This window comes from Caballeronia arationis (assembly GCF_001544975.2).
Lineage (GTDB): Bacteria > Pseudomonadota > Gammaproteobacteria > Burkholderiales > Burkholderiaceae > Caballeronia > Caballeronia arationis.
Genome location: NZ_FCOG02000016.1, coordinates 95,468 through 111,574 on the forward strand (window position 1 = coordinate 95,468; position 16,107 = coordinate 111,574).

Genomic DNA, 16,107 nt, shown 5'->3' on the forward strand with positions numbered 1-16,107 from the left:
CCTCGGTCCGGTGGCACATGCGGGCATGCCTGCAACGAAACGAAGGACATCGAGACCGGTCGCAGCAATTCATTGATAATTACGCCTCATTCGCCAATCCGCCGCCGAGCCGATGCTTCCGAACCTGCTGGTACAACTCGTCAATGGACTCGCCGATGCCTGCGCGCTCTTTCTCGTGGCCTCCGGCCTGTCGCTGATCTTCGGCGTGACGCGCATCGTCAACTTCGCGCACGGATCGTTCTACATGCTCGGCGTGTATGTTGCCTATAGCCTGACAAGCCGCTACGGCGCGACGACTGCCGGCTTCTGGCTCTCGGTGCTCGCTGCGGCTTTCGTGATCGCGGTGCTCGGCGCACTGGTGGAAGTGATCGTGATGCGGCGCATCTACAAGGCGCCCGAGCTTCTCAATCTGGTCGCCACCTTTGCGCTCGTGCTGATCTTCCACGATGCGGCGCTGTACCTGTGGGGACCGGAGGATCTCTTCGGCCCGCGTGCGCCGCATCTGGCCGGAGCGGTCGAGCTGCTCGGCCATCAGCTGCCGGCGTACAACATCGCATTGGTGATCATCGGTCCGCTCGTGCTCGCCGTGCTCTGGTATGCGCTCACGCGCACGCGCTGGGGCACGCTCGTGCGTGCCGCAACGGGCGATCGCGAGATGCTCGGCGCCCTCGGCGTCAACCAGGCGTGGCTATTTACCGGCGTGTTCTTCGCTGGCGCGTTTCTCGCGGGACTCGGCGGCGCGTTGCAGGTGCCGCGCATGTCGGCGAACCTGTCGCTCGATCTCGACACGATCGGCAATGCGTTCGTGGTCGTCGTGGTCGGCGGCATGGGTTCGATTCCGGGCGCGTTCATCGCGGCGTTGCTGATCGCGGAGATCAAGGCGCTGTGCATCGGCATCGGACATGCTTCGATCTTCGGGATCGACTTCTCGCTCAGCAAGCTCACGCTCGTCGCGGAATTCGTCGTGATGGCGATCGTGCTCGTGCTGCGCCCATGGGGCTTGCTCGGCCGCGCGCAGACTGGCGTGCGTTCGATGAGCCTCCCCGAGACGCCGCTTCGGCCCGCAGGCAAACGGCTTCGGGTGTTCGCTGCAATCGTCGTGGCGGTGCTGATGTTCGCGCCGCTTCTGGCCGGCTGGTTTCCGTACTTGCCGGTGCTCTTCGTCGAGATCATGATCGCGACGCTGTTCGCGGCGAGCCTGCATTTCATCATGGGACCGGGCGGCATGCATTCGTTCGGTCATGCCGCCTACTTCGGGCTCGGAGCCTATGGCGCGGCGCTGTTCCTCAAGGTGTTCGCATTGCCGATGGAAGTGGCGCTCGTGCTCGGCCCTTTGCTGGCGGCGCTCGGCGCCATCGTGTTCGGCTGGTTCAGCGTGCGGCTCTCGGGCGTCTATCTCGCGATGCTCACACTTGCGTTCGCGCAGATCGTATGGTCGGTCGTCTTCCAGTGGGACGCGGTGACGGGCGGCAGCAACGGCATCCTCGGCCTATGGCCTTCACCATGGCTGAGCTCGCCCATCGCGTACTACTACGTGACGCTCTTCTTCGCGACAGGCGGGGTGTTGCTGATGCGCCGCATGCTGTTTGCGCCGCTCGGCTCCGCGATGCGCGCAGCGCGCGATTCGTCGTTGCGCGCCGAGGCAATCGGCATCGACGTGCAGCGCATCCAGTGGGCTTCGTTCGTGATCTCGTCGGTCTTTTGCGGGCTCGCGGGATCGCTCTACGCGTTCTCGAAGGGCAACATCTCGCCGGAAGTGATCAGTGTCGGGCGTTCCGTCGACGGCCTCGTGATGGTGCTGCTCGGCGGCGTGCAGACGCTCGCGGGACCGCTCGTCGGCGCTCCGGTGTTCACCTGGCTGCAGGACACCGTCGCACGCCAGACCGACTACTGGCAGGCGCTGCTCGGCGCGGCGATCCTGTTGCTCGTCATCGCGTTTCCGCAGGGCATCGCCGGATTCGTGCGCGAGCGGTTCGCGGAGGCCGAGTAATGCTGTTGCGCGTGACGAATCTCTCGAAGTCGTTCGATGGCATAAAGGCCGTCGATGCCGTCTCCTTCGATGTCGCCGCCGGACGTCTGCTCGCGCTGATCGGTCCGAACGGCGCGGGAAAATCGACCTGCTTCAACATGGTCAACGGCCAGCTGAAACCGTCGGCGGGATCGATCATTTTCAAGGGCAACGACATCGCCGGCATGCGGGCGCGCGACATCTGGCGGCTGGGCGTCGGGCGCACGTTCCAGATCGCGGCCACCTTCAATTCGATGACGGTCCTCGAGAACGTGCAGATGGCGCTTGCATCGCGCGAACGGCGCCTGTTCGGCTTGTGGAAGCCCGCAGCCTCATGGCACGCCGACGAGGCGATGACGTTGCTCGACGAAGTCGGCATGGCGGGACACGCGCGGCGCGCATGCGGTGTGCTCGCCTATGGGGACGTGAAGCGCGTCGAACTGGCGATTGCGTTGTCGAACCGGCCGCAGCTCCTGCTGATGGACGAGCCGACTGCCGGCATGGCGCCGGGCGAACGCAACGAACTGATGGCGTTGACCAGACGCCTCGTCGCCGAGCGCAACATCGGCGTGCTGTTCACGGAGCACAGCATGGACGTGGTGTTCGAATACGCCGACAGACTGATCGTGCTCGCGCGCGGCAAGCTGATCGCCGAGGGCGATGCAAACACCGTGCGCAACAATCCGCGCGTGCAGGAGGTTTATCTCGGCACCGGCAAGTCTTTTGCGCCGCGCGCGACGTTCGCTGGCGGAGTCAGGCGATGAGCGCGCGCGAAACCGTGCTGGAAGTCACCGGCCTGAACGCGTTCTATGGTCGGGCGCAGGTCTTGTTCGATGTGGGCTTCGAGGTCGGACGCGGCGAAGTGGTCTCGTTGATGGGCCGCAACGGCGCGGGCAAGTCGACGGCGATGAAGGCAGTCATGGGGCTTCTTGCGGGCACGTCGGGTTCGCTCACGTTCAGGGGACACCGTATCGCCGCGCTGCCGCCGTATCGCATCGCTCGGCTTGGGCTCGGCTATGTGCCCGAGGACCGGCGCGTGTTCGGCGACCTGACGGTGATGGAGAATCTCGACGCAGGGCGTCAGCCCCCGCGCGAGGGCGCGCCGCTCTGGACGCCCGAGCGCCTCTTTCGCCTGTTTCCGAATCTCGGTGAAATGCGCCAGCGTCTCGCGAGCCGCATGAGCGGCGGCGAGCAGCAGATGCTCACCGTTGCGCGCACACTGATGGGCAACCCGCATCTCGTGTTGCTCGACGAGCCTTCGGAGGGCGTCGCGCCCGTGATCGTCGAACAGATGGCGAACATGATTCTCCAGCTAAAGCGCGAAGGCCTCTCGGTGCTGCTCTCAGAACAGAACCTTCACTTCGCCGAACTCGTGAGCGATCGCGCGTACGTGCTCGAACGCGGGCAGGTGCGCTTTGAGGGCACGCTTGACGAGCTTGCACGCGACGAAGCCGTGCGGCGGGACTATCTCGCTGTCTAGACGTTCGGCACGGCGGCGGTCCGCTGGCACAATAACGTTTTAACCGAACATTTAACCCGGAGTCATCTTCATGAAGCGCGCGGCAACGCTTTCTCGTCTGACGGTCATTGCGGCAACTCTTGGCGTCACGTTCGCCGCAAGTGGCGCGCGTGCGGAGACGATACGGATCGGCGAGATCAACAGTTACAAGGCGCAGCCGGCGTTTCTGGGTCCGTACAGGAACGGCTGGAATCTCGCGCTCGACGAGATCAACGCGGCGGGCGGCGTGAACGGCAACAAGCTCGAAGTCGTCTCGCGCGACGACAACGGCAATCCCGGCGACACGATTCGCGTCGCGCAGGAACTCGTCGCGCGCGAGCAGGTGAAGCTCCTGTTCGGCGGCTACCTGTCGAACACGGGGCTTGCACTGGCTGACTACGCGAAGCAGCGCCGCATCTTCTTCCTGGCTGCCGAGCCGCTCACCGACAAGATCGTCTGGCAGGACGGCAACAAATATACGTACCGCCTGCGGCCGTCGACGTACATGCAAGTCGCGATGCTGGTGCCGGAAGCGGCGAAGCTCAGGAAGAAGCGCTGGGCGCTGGTGTATCCGAACTACGAGTACGGCCAGTCCGCGGTGGCGACGTTCAAGCGGCTCATGAAGGCGGCGCAACCGGATGTCGAGTTCGTGACGGAGCAGGCGACGCCCCTCGGCAATGTCGATGCGGGCGCGGTGGCGCAGGCGCTTGCCGATGCGAAGCCCGATGCGATCTTCAACGTGCTGTTCAGCGCCGACCTCGGCAAGTTCGTTCGCGAGGGCAACACGCGAGGGCTCTTCAAGGACCGTGCGGTGGTGTCGCTGCTGACGGGCGAGCCGGAGTATCTCGATCCGCTTGGAGCGGAGGCGCCCGTGGGCTGGATCGTAACGGGCTACCCGTGGTATTCGATCGATACGGCGGCCAACAAGAAGTTCGTCGCCGATTATCGGGCGAAGTATCACGACTATCCGCGGCTCGGATCGGTCGTGGGCTATAGCGCGATGATGTCGCTCGCCAACGGTCTCAGGAAAGCAGGGTCGGCCGATTCGGACAAGCTGGCTGCGGCGTTCAAGGGGCTCGCGGTGGATACACCGTTCGGGCCGATTTCCTATCGGGCCATCGACAACCAGTCGACCATGGGGGCGTACGTCGGGGTGACCGGACTCAAGGACGGGAAAGGGGTAATGGCTTCGTATCGATACGTCGATGGGGCCAGTGTCCAGCCTTCCGACGATGAAGTCAGGAAGCTGAGGGCCGCGGAGTAACGGGGTGGCGTGAACCGTCAAACCCGCATCCCGCATCCAGGCGTCGGCGCTCAGCCTTTAAAGGGCTTGCTGACAAACCTGGACCCGGCGAGCCCAAACCTCCACGGTACGTCGACCGCCTTCGAAATCCCGATCCGCGGACCGCTGACGATCTCGACCGTTTCGCCGGCCGGCGGCGGCTCCACGCAAAACGGCGCTTCGAGCACGGACATCCCGTTGTTCCGATGTGTCACGCCAAGCGCCTGGGCCACGCGCCCCGGCCCGGAGCACAAAAGCCTGAGCGGTTCCAGCCCGCGCCGCTCACGCATCACGTCAATGCCGTGAAGCGGCTCGATCGCGCGAATCAGCACCCCCGCGCCATGACCGGCCTCGCGGCAGACGACATTCAGGCACCAGTGGATCCCGTAGGAGCGGTAGACGTAAGCATGCGCGGGCGGGCCGAACATCACCGCGTTGCGCGGCGTGGGGCCGGAAAAAGTGTGCGACGCCGGGTCCTCGCGGTCGTACGCCTCCGTCTCGACGATGCGGCCGCCGACGCCGTCTACCGTCAGCACGGCGCCGATCAATAGCCTCGCGACGACGTCCGAGGAAGCGAAAAAGTCGATGGTGGAAGTCACAGGCATTATTCTAGCCGGGCTCGCCTATCCGATCATCGCGGAGAACAAACATGAAAAAATCCTGGTTCCTCAAGTTCTCGAACTCGCTCGCGCAGATCTCCGGCCATGCATCGACGTTCGTGATCGCGGTACTGCTCGTGCTTGTCTGGGCCATTTCCGGGCCGCTCTTTCACTTCAGCGATACCTGGCAACTCGTCATCAACACGTCGACTACCATCGTCACCTTCCTGATGGTCTTCCTGATCCAGAACACGCAGAATCGCGACACCGCCGCGATGCAGATCAAGCTCGACGAACTCATCCGCGCAATCGACAAGGCGCATAACGCGCTGCTCGATCTGGAAGAACTCGACGAAAAGGATCTCGGGCGTTTTCGCGAGCGCTATGAAAAGCTCGCAAGAGAAGCACGCGACGATTTGCGCGATGCAAGCAGGGAGGTCGATCTGCCTTCCGTTGATCGAATGCACAAGGATTGAACGATCGGCAAGAGGTTTTTCCCGATATTTATGACGCCACCGACTTGCCAACGGCGGGGGGGTACGGGATAAAATGCGTATTCTGCATTTCCCGCCTTTTGCCATCCCGCGGCAAAGCAACGAATGCCGCGCTGCATTAGCCATGGCGCGGAGCGCTATCCAGAGAGCGCAAAGAATTAGCAACGCGATGTCGGGCCCGCGAAACGTCGCGTCAGATGCCCGAAGCTCGCAAACGTTTTGCGGCAAATCCTGCCTTTACGGCAAACGCCCGATTCAGGCCGCCCGTCACGCAAATAAGCGGTTTCTCCCCCCTAAAGTTTTTTGATTTTCTGCCGACTAGCGGTGAGTCCAGCGCCTTTCCAAACGCCGGAAATGAGGCCATTAAGGCCTTCATTTGGCGAGATTATTTCTTTGAACAGTCGCTAGGATGTGTCGTACTCGGTCCGTGTTCTCGTGCCGAGTCCACACCTACCTTCTCGTAAAAGGAAATCAAAATGCGCAATTTCTTCAAAGCGTTTGTTCGCGATGAACGCGGCGTGAGCGCCATGGAATATGCGGTCCTGGCCGGCATCGTCGTGATCGCCCTGGGCGGCATGGCGGCAACGTTCAAGACCAGCATCGGTTCGATGTTCAGCACGCTGTTCACGCAAGTCTCGGACTCGCAAGCAAAGGCAAACTGATTTTTGCTGTGGCCGGGATCCGGAAAAGTCACTCCGGATCCCGCCAGTTTCACGGCTCTCATAACGCGACCATCGTGCAGAACCTGTCCCTTGCCATTCGCCTTGTCGTACTGTGCGCGCTTCTCTGGCTCGCGGTCATTGACGTTCGTTCGCGGCGCCTGCCGACGAAGATCGTCCTCACGATCGGCGCTCTCTTTTTTGCGGACGCGCTGCTCTCCGGCATGTCCGCCGACGACGTCCTCGCGCATCTGCTTCTCGCGCTCGGTGTCTTTCTGGTCTGCGCGGCGCTGTTCGCGGCGCGGATGCTGGGCGGTGGCGACGCGAAGCTCGCCTCCGTCATCTTTCTGTGGGCGGGCCTCGGTCTCTCGCTGCCCGCATTGACGCTCATTTCGGTGATCGGGACATTGGTGTCCCTGGTCAGTCTTGCCACGCGAAACATGAATCCTTCACAGCGTTCCCACCCGATGCGGGCGCTGGCGATGTTTTCCGGCGCGCGCGGTGTGCCTTACGGTGTTGCGCTCGCACTCGGTGGCGGTGTCGTCATCGTGCTGCCCGCGCTGCTCCTCCTGCTTTCCACGCGATAGGTCGACGTCAGCATGTCCAACATCATCAAATTTGCCGTGCTGCTCGTCGGTGCAATCCTGATTGCCCTGATCGTGCGGGTGGTCATCGCAAGTGCCTCGCGTCCCTCCGCACCGCCCGTTGTCTCGACCCAGAAGGTGCAGGTCAGTGCCGCCGATCTTCCGCAGGGCCTCCTGCTGCGCGACGAAGACCTCGTCTGGAAACAGATGCCCGCGACCGAGATTCCGGTCAATGCAATCGTCTCCGGCGCGCCGAACGCGCCCGACCTGAAGGGCGCGCTCCTGCGCCATCCGGTGGCAAGCGGCGCGGTGCTCGTCGCAGACGACGTGATCCTGCCGAGCGCGCCCGGCTTCCTCGCGGCGTCGCTCAAGCCCGAGATGCGCGCGGTATCGGTTGCGGTAGACGACGTCTCCGGCAACGCCGGCCTGATCCAGCCGGGCGACTACGTCGACCTGCTGCTGACCCAGCAGATGGAGCGCCGCACGGACTCGCCGGATCTCGCGGTGTCGAGCGAAACGGTCGTCGAGCATGTACGCGTGCTGGCGGTCGGCTCGGAGATCAAGCGCCCGAAGAACAACGGCGACGCGCCCGAAACCATCAGCCGCGCGCGCACCGTCACGCTGGAAGTGACGCCGCGCATGGGCGAGGTCGTGGCCGTCGCCGCGCGCCTCGGCAGCCTGTCGCTCGCGCTGCGCAGCTTCGCGACTGTCACGCGCGACCCGGTTGCTTCAGCGGTCGCGTCGGCTTCGTCGACGGAGCGCGCGCCGATCTGGGCCGGCGACATCTCCCGCGCGGTCCGCGATCTGCCGCGCTCGCATACGCCGAAAGCCAGCACGGGCAACGTGGCGCCGCCCATGCCGCGCACGGTGACCATCTATCGCGGCTCCGAAAAAGCCGACGGGTCGAGCGTCGCGCAGGTGAGCGGCGCCGCCGACAACACAGCGCCGCCGCTGCCGACCGTTCCCACTCAGCGCTGAAAGCCGTGTCCACCGGTCGCCGCAGCGTCATATCGCCAGGATTCAAAGTCATGAAAACGCAGTTCAGTTCGAGTTGCACCGATGCAAGGCTCATCGCGCCCGTCTTGGCGTGCGCGATGCTCGTGCTCGGGGCGGCGCCAGCGGCCGAGGCGGCACAACCAGGGCAAATGGCACAACCGGCGACGTCGCTGACCGCGGGCCGGGCGAACGGCGCCGCGCCGGTCAGGACGGTCGCCAATCCGTTCGCCGCGGCGCCCGCCGAACAGCCGGCGCTCCAGCAGGGCCCGCTCGCGATCGATGCAGGCAAGGGCACGATGCTGCGCCTGAACGAGGACGCCGTTTCGGTGTTCGTCGCCGATCCGACGGTCGCGGACGTGCACGTGCCTTCGCCGAAGACGGTGTTCGTGCTCGGCAAGAAGACCGGCACGACGACGCTCTATGTGCTCGGGCCGAACAACAAGACGCTGCTGCAACGCACGATTGTCATCGCGCGCGACATGATCACGGTGCGCAACACGATCGCCGGCCGCTTCCCGAATCTGAACGTGCAAGTGAGCACGGGGCAGGGCTCGCTGCTGCTGACCGGCCAGGTGCCGAGTGCTTCGGACGCGGATGCCGTCGTTCAGGCGATCACGCCGTACCTCGCTGAAAAGGAAGTTCTGATCAACCGCATGACCATCGATCGGCCGTTGCAGGTGCAATTGCGCGTGCGCATCACCGAAGTGGACCGCAACGTCACGCAGCAACTCGGCATCAACTGGCAGGCGATGGGCAGCGCCGTGGGCAACTTCTATGGCGGCATCTTCAGCGGCCGCCCGATCTACAACCTGAACCAGCCGATCGCGAACGGTTCGGGCGGCATCACCTATCCGGTGAACCTGCCGACCAACAATGCGTACTCGCTGCTCGGCGCGTTCAAGACCGGCAACGTGGACATCCGCGCGCTCGTCGATGCGCTCAACCAGGAGGGGCTGCTCACGGTGCTCGCCGAACCGAACCTGGTCGCGCTCTCGGGCCAGACTGCGAGCTTCCTCGCGGGCGGCGAATTCCCGATCCCGGTCTCGCAGACCAACGGTGCGATCTCGGTCGAATTCAAGCAGTTCGGCGTCAAGCTCGACTTCACGCCGACCGTCCTCAACGAGCGCCGCATCAGCCTGAAGGTACGCCCGGAAGTGAGCCAGATCGATTCGACGGCGAGCGTGACGACCGGCGGCGTGACCGTGCCGGGCCTCTCGGTGCGGCGCGCGGATACCACGGTCGAACTTGCGAGCGGACAGAGCTTCGCGATCGGCGGCCTGTTGCAGAGCAATACGTCCGACATCGTTTCGCAGGTGCCGGGCATCGGTTCGATTCCGGTGCTTGGCAAGCTCTTCTCTTCCTCGAATTACCAGAACAACAAGACGGAACTCGTGATCATGGTCACGCCGTATCTCGTCGAACCGACCGATCCGGCGAAGCTGCGCTCGCCGCTCGACTCGCTGATTTCGCCCTCGAGCGACGTCGAATACAGCTTCAAACGCCAGTCCGGCGACGAGCCGCCGCCGGGCCAGCCGCGTCTTGTCGGCGCGGCCGGATATGTCTATTGAGCGCCATGCCATGAACCACTCACGAATTCTCGCCCTTGCCCTCGTCTGCGCGTTCGCCGCGACCGCGAGCGGCTGCTTCAAGCCGCCGCGCAACATGCCCAACGAATCGGTGATCGGCTACGACGGCCACGCGGTCGTGCCGCCCGATTGCGCGAACCTCTCGCGCCCGTCGCTCCTGACCGACGCGGGCTTGCGTCGCCCGAGCATGGAATGGGGCTGCGCGACCTACACGAATCTCGCGGCGCAGCTCGCGCACCCCGAGGACGCCGTCAAGCCGCAGACGCTCGGCCCCGCCGATGCAGCCGTGGCGGCGAGCGCAGTGCGCCGCTACCAGTCCGGCCGCGTGATCCAGCTCGACACCACGACGTCGCGCGATTCCAAGTGACGCGCCACTCTCGAAGAAGAAAGCCATGAGCACGACAGAACTGAGTTTCCTGAAGCCGAAGAGCGGTGTGCGCGTTGCGGATTTCATCGCATTCGTCTCCGATCGCAAGACCGAGCAGGTTTTGAGGAGCTTCGTCCTCGAACAGGCGATGCCGCACGTGCATATCGCAATGGGCGGCGTCGACGATGCCATCGCGCATCTGTCGAAGATCGAACGCTCGCCGCTCTTCCTGCTCGTCGATTTGCAGAATTCGGTGATGCCGCTGTCGGATCTCGGGCGCCTCGCGGAAGTGTGCGAACCGTCGGTGCAGGTCGTGGCGCTAGGCGAGCGCAACGACGTGGGCCTGTTCCGCAGCCTGCTGAAGATCGGCGTGCGCGACTATCTCGTGAAGCCGCTGACGGTCGAACTGCTCAAGCGCACGGTCAATGTATCCGAGGGCAAGGTGAGCCCGGTGACGCTCGCGCGCGCGGGCAAGACGATTGCGTTCGCCGGCACGCGCGGCGGCGTCGGCGTGACCACGCTCGCGCTCAACCTCGCGCGCCACCTCGCGGAAGACACGCACCGGCGCGTCGCCTACGTCGACCTCAACATGTGCGGCGGCGCGGCGAACGGGATGCTCGGCCTGACGAGCAACAACGGTCTGGTCGACGTGCTGCAGAACGTGCGCCGGCTCGACCCGCAGTACGTCGAGCGCACGCTGGTGGCGAAGGGCAGCCGGCTCTACGTGCTGTCCGCCGATCTCGACTACGGCACGGAGAAGCAGTTCGAGCCGGGCGCCCTGAAGCGCGTGATCGAATTGCTGTGCGACAGCTTTCACTACGTGATTCTCGATGTGGGCAATCCGGGCGACTCGCTTGCGCAAGAGGCGTTCGACCAGGCATCGCGCGTCTATCTCGTCGTCGACCGCTCGGTGCATTCGACGCGCGAGACGATTCGACTTCTGCGCTTCATCGAGGATCGCGACAACAATCCGCCGACCTCGCTGCTGCTGAACAACCCGAACGCGGCGAGTTCCGGCAAGGTGCAGGTCGTGGACTTCATGTCGGCGGTCGGACGCACGGTGCTGCACGAAGTGCAGTTCGAGACCAAGGCGATCGCGACGGCCGAGAACCTCGGCGAGGCGCCGATCGAAAAATCGCCGACCGGTTTCAACCAGGCCGTTGCACGTATCGCGAGCGATCTGACCGGGCAGCATGCGGCCGCCGAGCGCACGTTCCTCCACAAGTTCAGGCTGAGGAGGAAGTAATGTTCGGGCAGAAGCAGAGTTCGCGGGTCGCCATCGACGACGCAGCGCCCCCGGCCGCCGAATCCGCCACCGTGACGGCGCTCGCGCCGAAGCCGGCGGAGCCCGCGCCGGCACGGGCGCAGGCTCCGGAAAGCAGCGAGACGCTGGTCCGCTCCGATCTCTTCAAACTGATCCGCAATGGCGTGTTCGGCGCGATGAACGCGTCGGCGGCCGTCGGCAAGACGCGCGAACAGATGAAGCCGGGCGTCGAGCAACTGGTGCTGGAAGTCGCCGAGCGCGAGCGCCTGAATGTCACGCTCTCGGAGCAGGGGCAGATCGTCGGCGAACTGCTGAACGACATGTTCGGCCTCGGCCCGATCGAACCGCTTCTCGCCGACGAAACCATCACCGACGTGCTCGTGAACGGTCCCGACCAGGTCTACGTGGAACGCCACGGCCGGCTCGAACTGACGCAATGCAAGTTCCGCGACAACGCGCACGTGATCAACGTGGCGCAGCGGATTGCGGCGGGCGTCGGACGGCGCGTGGACGAAAGCAGCCCGATGGTCGACGCGCGCCTCGCGGACGGCAGCCGGGTCAACGTCGTGCTGCCGCCGCTTGCTATTCACGGCGCCTCGATCTCGATCCGGAAGTTTTCCAAGCGCAACATCACGCTGCACCGGATGGCGCAGCAAGGCAACATGTCGCAGGCAATGGCGAACGTGCTCAAGCTCGCGAGCACCTGCCGGCTCAACGTGATCGTGTCGGGCGGCACGGGCTCGGGCAAGACGACGCTGCTCAACGCGCTCTCGCACTTCATCGGGCTCGGCGAGCGCACGGTCACCATCGAAGATGCGGCCGAACTGCAGCTCGTGCAGCCGCACGTCGTGAGCCTGGAAACGCGCCCCGAGAATGCCGAAGGACTCGGCGCCGTGACGCAGCGCGACCTCGTGCGCAACGCGCTGCGGATGCGCCCTGACCGCATCATCCTCGGCGAAACGCGCGGCGCCGAAGCCTTCGACGTGCTGCAGGCGATGAACACGGGCCACGACGGCTCGATGACGACCATCCACGCGAACACGCCGCGCGACGGCATCACGCGTCTGGAGAGCATGGTGATGATGGCGAACGGCAACCTGCCGCTCCTCTCGATCCGCCGCCAGATCGCAAGCGCGGTGCACCTGATCGTGCAGATCGAGCGGATGCGCGACGGCATGCGGCGCGTGACGCGCATCACCGAACTCGTCGGCATGGAAGGTGACGTGATCATCACGCAGGACCTCTTCACGTTCCGCTACGACGCGAGCGCGTACAGCGAGGAAGTGAAGGGCACGTACGAATCGGCGGCGGTGCGGCCGGCGTTTGCGCAGCGCGCGGCTTACTACGGCCTCGAAAGCGCGCTCCTCGAGGCGATGACGCCATGAACATGGTCAACCTCATCACCATCTGTTCGTTTGTCGTCGTGCTGCTCGTCGGCGTGATGCTGCTGACCGTGCAGGACATGCGCAATCACCAGCCGCATGCGCGCATTCACGCGCGGATGCAGCAGTCGTTTTCGCAGCAGGTCGTGCGTATCAAGGACGGCGCGCGGCGCGATACCGACCTGTTCAGGGTCAGCCGCAGCGACAACCTCGTGAGCCGCTGGTTCGGGCCGAAGATCGTGCGGCTCAGGACGGTAGCGTCCACGCATGGGCTGAAGGTGGTGAGCGGCGTGGCGGTCGCGGGCGAGATCGTCGCGCTCCTGATGACGCATTTCATGCCGCTGCCGGCCTTCGCCGGGCCGCTCCTGATCCTGGGGCTGCCGGTGTTCGGCGCCATGCAGGCCTACCGGTTTCTCGTCGAGCGCTTTCGCAAGCGCTTTCTCGACGGCTTCCCCGACGTGATCGACCTGATCGTGCGGGCCGTGCGCGCCGGTGTGCCGGTGACGCAGGTGATCGGCTCGGCCGCGAGCGAATGTCCCGAACCGCTGCGCACCGAGTTCAAGCTGATGGGCGATTCGTTGCAGGTCGGTCTCGATCTCGAGGAAGTACTCGCCGTGGCGGTGAAACGCATCGAAATCGCGGACTTCTCGTTCTTCAGCGTCTGTCTGCTGTTGCAACGCGAAACCGGCGGCCAACTGGGCGAGACGCTCGAAAACCTCGCGGGCATCGTGCGCACGCGCCGCGAGATCCGCCTGAAGACGAAGGCGCTGACCGGCGAAGCGCGCATCACGACGAAGATCCTCGCCGCGATTCCGATCGTCATCATGCTGTCGATGTACGCGACCAACCGCGACTACCTGATGGTGCTCTTCGATACCGAGGCAGGCCACAAGCTGCTCACGTTCGGCGTGATCTCGATCGTCATCGGCCTCTTCGTGATCAACAAGATGTCGAAGCTGGATACCTCGCGATGACTCCGGAAAACGCCGAAACGCTCATCAACCTGCTGATGCTGCTGGCGCTCTTCGCGGCGATCGCGATCTGGTGGGCGTCCAAGCACGGCGGCCGGCGCGGCCGCATCGCCGAGCGCGCGCGTCTTGCCGCGCTCACGCATCGCAACGACCGGACCGATGCGGACGACGCAGAGGAGGAGGTGGGCTTCCGCACGCGCCTGCTGCGCCGGCTCGCAAGAATCGGCGACAAGATTCCGCTCTTCGACGCCGCCTATCGCCTGAAGCTGCAAAAGGAAATGGTGCGCAGCGGCTATCGCAGCAGCGTCGCGGTGTCGATCCTGCTCGCGGTCAAGTTCTGCGTGGGCCTCGTGTGCGCCGCGCTCACCGTGATGCTCGGCTCGCACATTCCGATCGTCGGCGAATATCCGGCCGGACGCGGCATCGCGATGCTGATGGTGTTCGTGGTCGGCATGATCCTTCCCGAGTACGTCGTCGCGTTTCGCGCGTCGCGGCGGCGCAAGGCGATGGCCGGCTGCCTGCCCGATGCGCTCGACCTGCTCGTGATCTGCACGAACGCGGGCAACAGCCTCGGCGTGAGCATCCGCCGCGTAGCGGACGAGATGAAGTCGATCTGTCCGCCGCTCTCCGACGAATTCTCGCTGACCGCCGACGAACTGAAACTCTCCGGCGACAGCACGCGTGCGCTGCATGGTCTTGCCGAACGCATCGACCTGCCGTCGATCCGCGCGCTCATCTCGACGCTCACGCAATCGATGCGCTACGGCACGCCGATCACGCAGGCGTTGCGCACGCTCTCGCGCACGGAACGGCTTGCGCACATCGTGTCGCTGGAGGAAAAGGCCGCGAAGCTCGCACCCAAGATGGTCGTGCCGATGATGCTCTTCATTCTTCCCGCGATCATCGCGATCGCAGCCGGCCCCGCCGTCATTCAACTTCTCGCCTTTATCGCAGGGCAATCGAAATGAACTCAACCGAAGCAATCCGCCGTATCGTGACGACGGCCTGTGGCGCGGCATTGATGCTCGCAGCCACGGCGTGCACGACGACCACCCGCCAGGTCACGGACACGCGCCCGGTCATGCGCAACACCGCGCCGAGCACGATGAGCGAGCTGCGCATCGCGGACACCGCGCTCGACTCCGGCAACTTCGAACTCGCGACGAGCCTCTATGAAAAGGCCGTGCAGACCGACCCGAAATCGGTTGCGGGATTGACGGGGCTTGGCAACACGCTGTACGCAGTCGGCGACTTCACGCGCGCGAACGTCTACTACCAGCGCGCAAGCCAGGGCGATCCGAACGCAACGGCGCCGCTCATCGGCATCGCGCGGGTGGCGATCCATCAGCGCCGCTTCGACGACGCGACCGCCACCTACCGGCGCGTGCTCGCGCTGGCGCCAAACGATCCGCTCGCATCTGCTGGCCTCGGCGCGGCGCTCGACCTGAGCGGCGATCATGCCGGTGCGCAGGCCCTGCTGCGTCAGGCGCTGAAGGCCAATCCCGGCGATCCGCTCCTGTCGGTCAATCTCGGCCTCTCGCTGATTCTCGCGGGCAATCCGCGCGAAGGCGCGAACGTGCTGCTCGACGTGACGCGCTATCCGGCGGCGCCGCCACAGGCGCGCCAGAATCTCGCGCTGGCCTACGGCCTCCTCGGCAATACGGAAGCCGCGGCGGAAATCCTCTCGCGCGATCTGCCGAAGGCGTCGGTGCAGGACAACCTGCGCTACTACGAGATCCAGCGCGCGCGCATGGACCAGCCGGCCGGCAATGCGGCGAATGCGGTGTCGTCGGCCACGACGCCGGCCCGCGTCGCACCGGTTCATACCGCGCCGATCCAGGCGGCGAGCCTGCGATGACTCGTCGCTTCGCCGCCGCCGGGGTGCGCAGGGGCAAACGCCGAGGCAAGTGCTTCGTTGCGCGCCTCTGGTGTGACATTCGCGGGGTGTCCGCGATCGAATTCGCGCTTGTCGCGCCGGTCGTGTTCATCCTCGTGCTCGGCACGCTGGAGATGGCGCTCGACATGATCGTCGATGCATCGGTGCAGATCGCGGCGCAACAGGCTTCGCGCATCGGACTGACGACTGCCAACCCCGCGAGCGGCACGCGCGCCGACCAGGCGCAGACGGTCGTGAACAACATTCTGGGCCGCTGGCGCAACATCGGCGGCTCCGTGAGCATCACGACGCTGAACTACGGCAGCTATAACAACGTGGGCGGCACGAATTTCCAGTCCAACATGGGCAATTTCGGCGACGTCGTGGCGTACAACATCGCCGTGACGATCCCCGGCTTCTCGGGCATTCCCCAGCTCTTAGGGGTGAAGTCGATGACGTTCCAACGCAACTACATCGTGCAGAACGAAAAATGAAAAGCACGCCTGACGCAAAGCCTGCCGCACGCCGGCGACCTGTCGGA

General features: G+C 64.8%; 17 protein-coding genes. 16 read left to right on the forward strand and 1 reads right to left on the reverse strand.

The genetic code is table 11. The features are described 5' to 3' along the window. The first annotated feature begins 112 nt into the window (after positions 1-112). The 4 genes from AWB81_RS12390 (at position 113) to AWB81_RS12405 (ending at position 4,770) form a co-directional block, all read left to right on the forward strand. Entirely contained in the window at positions 113-1,990 is a 1,878-nt protein-coding gene (locus tag AWB81_RS12390) for an ABC transporter permease (protein WP_062635613.1), read from the forward strand. After that, positions 1,990-2,772: an ABC transporter ATP-binding protein gene (locus tag AWB81_RS12395; RefSeq protein ID WP_062635615.1), complete on the forward strand. Its 783-nt coding sequence runs from the start codon at positions 1,990-1,992 to the stop codon at positions 2,770-2,772. Before AWB81_RS12390 ends, AWB81_RS12395 begins: the two co-directional genes overlap by 1 nt. Then, a complete protein-coding gene (locus AWB81_RS12400; protein ID WP_062635617.1) occupies positions 2,769-3,488 on the forward strand; it encodes an ABC transporter ATP-binding protein in 720 nt (239 codons plus the stop codon). The genes AWB81_RS12395 and AWB81_RS12400 overlap by 4 nt, the downstream gene beginning before the upstream one ends. Before the next feature lie 70 nt (positions 3,489-3,558). Next, on the forward strand, positions 3,559-4,770 hold the full coding sequence (locus AWB81_RS12405) for an ABC transporter substrate-binding protein (protein WP_062635620.1): 1,212 nt from the start codon (positions 3,559-3,561) through the stop codon (positions 4,768-4,770). A 50-nt stretch (positions 4,771-4,820) separates the two neighbouring features. Here AWB81_RS12405 and AWB81_RS12410 read toward each other — a convergent pair whose 3' ends face one another. Continuing rightward, entirely contained in the window at positions 4,821-5,393 is a 573-nt protein-coding gene (locus tag AWB81_RS12410; RefSeq protein WP_062635622.1) for a DNA-3-methyladenine glycosylase, read from the reverse strand. 44 nt (positions 5,394-5,437) lie between these two features. On the opposite strand from AWB81_RS12410, the gene AWB81_RS12415 reads away from it, so the two are divergent. The 12 genes from AWB81_RS12415 (at position 5,438) to AWB81_RS12470 (ending at position 16,060) form a co-directional block, all read left to right on the forward strand. After that, positions 5,438-5,863, forward strand: coding sequence for a low affinity iron permease family protein (locus AWB81_RS12415; RefSeq protein WP_062635624.1), 426 nt, complete (start codon positions 5,438-5,440; stop codon positions 5,861-5,863). A 494-nt stretch (positions 5,864-6,357) separates the two neighbouring features. Then, positions 6,358-6,543 carry a Flp family type IVb pilin gene (locus tag AWB81_RS12420; RefSeq protein WP_062635626.1) on the forward strand — a complete coding sequence of 62 codons (186 nt, stop codon included), beginning with the start codon at positions 6,358-6,360 and terminating at the stop codon, positions 6,541-6,543. 74 nt (positions 6,544-6,617) lie between these two features. Next, entirely contained in the window at positions 6,618-7,127 is a 510-nt protein-coding gene (locus tag AWB81_RS12425; RefSeq protein ID WP_062635628.1) for an A24 family peptidase, read from the forward strand. A 12-nt stretch (positions 7,128-7,139) separates the two neighbouring features. Beyond that, positions 7,140-8,102, forward strand: a complete 963-nt coding sequence (gene cpaB, locus AWB81_RS12430; RefSeq protein WP_062635630.1) for a Flp pilus assembly protein CpaB — start codon at positions 7,140-7,142, stop codon at positions 8,100-8,102. 167 nt (positions 8,103-8,269) lie between these two features. Next, on the forward strand, positions 8,270-9,688 hold the full coding sequence (locus AWB81_RS12435; protein ID WP_374730485.1) for a type II and III secretion system protein family protein: 1,419 nt from the start codon (positions 8,270-8,272) through the stop codon (positions 9,686-9,688). 10 nt (positions 9,689-9,698) lie between these two features. After that, entirely contained in the window at positions 9,699-10,073 is a 375-nt protein-coding gene (locus AWB81_RS12440) for a CpaD family pilus assembly lipoprotein (protein WP_062635634.1), read from the forward strand. A 25-nt stretch (positions 10,074-10,098) separates the two neighbouring features. Continuing rightward, complete coding sequence (locus AWB81_RS12445) at positions 10,099-11,319, forward strand: CpaE/TadZ family protein (protein WP_062635636.1); 1,221 nt, start codon at positions 10,099-10,101, stop codon at positions 11,317-11,319. Then, the gene (locus AWB81_RS12450) at positions 11,319-12,722 is read left to right on the forward strand and encodes a TadA family conjugal transfer-associated ATPase (protein WP_062635638.1); all 1,404 of its coding nucleotides are present in this window, start codon (positions 11,319-11,321) and stop codon (positions 12,720-12,722) included. Before AWB81_RS12445 ends, AWB81_RS12450 begins: the two co-directional genes overlap by 1 nt. Next, positions 12,719-13,693: a type II secretion system F family protein gene (locus AWB81_RS12455; protein ID WP_062635640.1), complete on the forward strand. Its 975-nt coding sequence runs from the start codon at positions 12,719-12,721 to the stop codon at positions 13,691-13,693. The genes AWB81_RS12450 and AWB81_RS12455 overlap by 4 nt, the downstream gene beginning before the upstream one ends. Beyond that, positions 13,690-14,658 carry a type II secretion system F family protein gene (locus AWB81_RS12460; RefSeq protein WP_062635642.1) on the forward strand — a complete coding sequence of 323 codons (969 nt, stop codon included), beginning with the start codon at positions 13,690-13,692 and terminating at the stop codon, positions 14,656-14,658. The genes AWB81_RS12455 and AWB81_RS12460 overlap by 4 nt, the downstream gene beginning before the upstream one ends. Next, on the forward strand, positions 14,655-15,548 hold the full coding sequence (locus tag AWB81_RS12465; RefSeq protein ID WP_062635644.1) for a tetratricopeptide repeat protein: 894 nt from the start codon (positions 14,655-14,657) through the stop codon (positions 15,546-15,548). Before AWB81_RS12460 ends, AWB81_RS12465 begins: the two co-directional genes overlap by 4 nt. Further along, positions 15,545-16,060, forward strand: coding sequence for a TadE/TadG family type IV pilus assembly protein (locus tag AWB81_RS12470; RefSeq protein ID WP_087134921.1), 516 nt, complete (start codon positions 15,545-15,547; stop codon positions 16,058-16,060). The genes AWB81_RS12465 and AWB81_RS12470 overlap by 4 nt, the downstream gene beginning before the upstream one ends. The last annotated feature ends 47 nt before the right edge of the window (positions 16,061-16,107 follow it).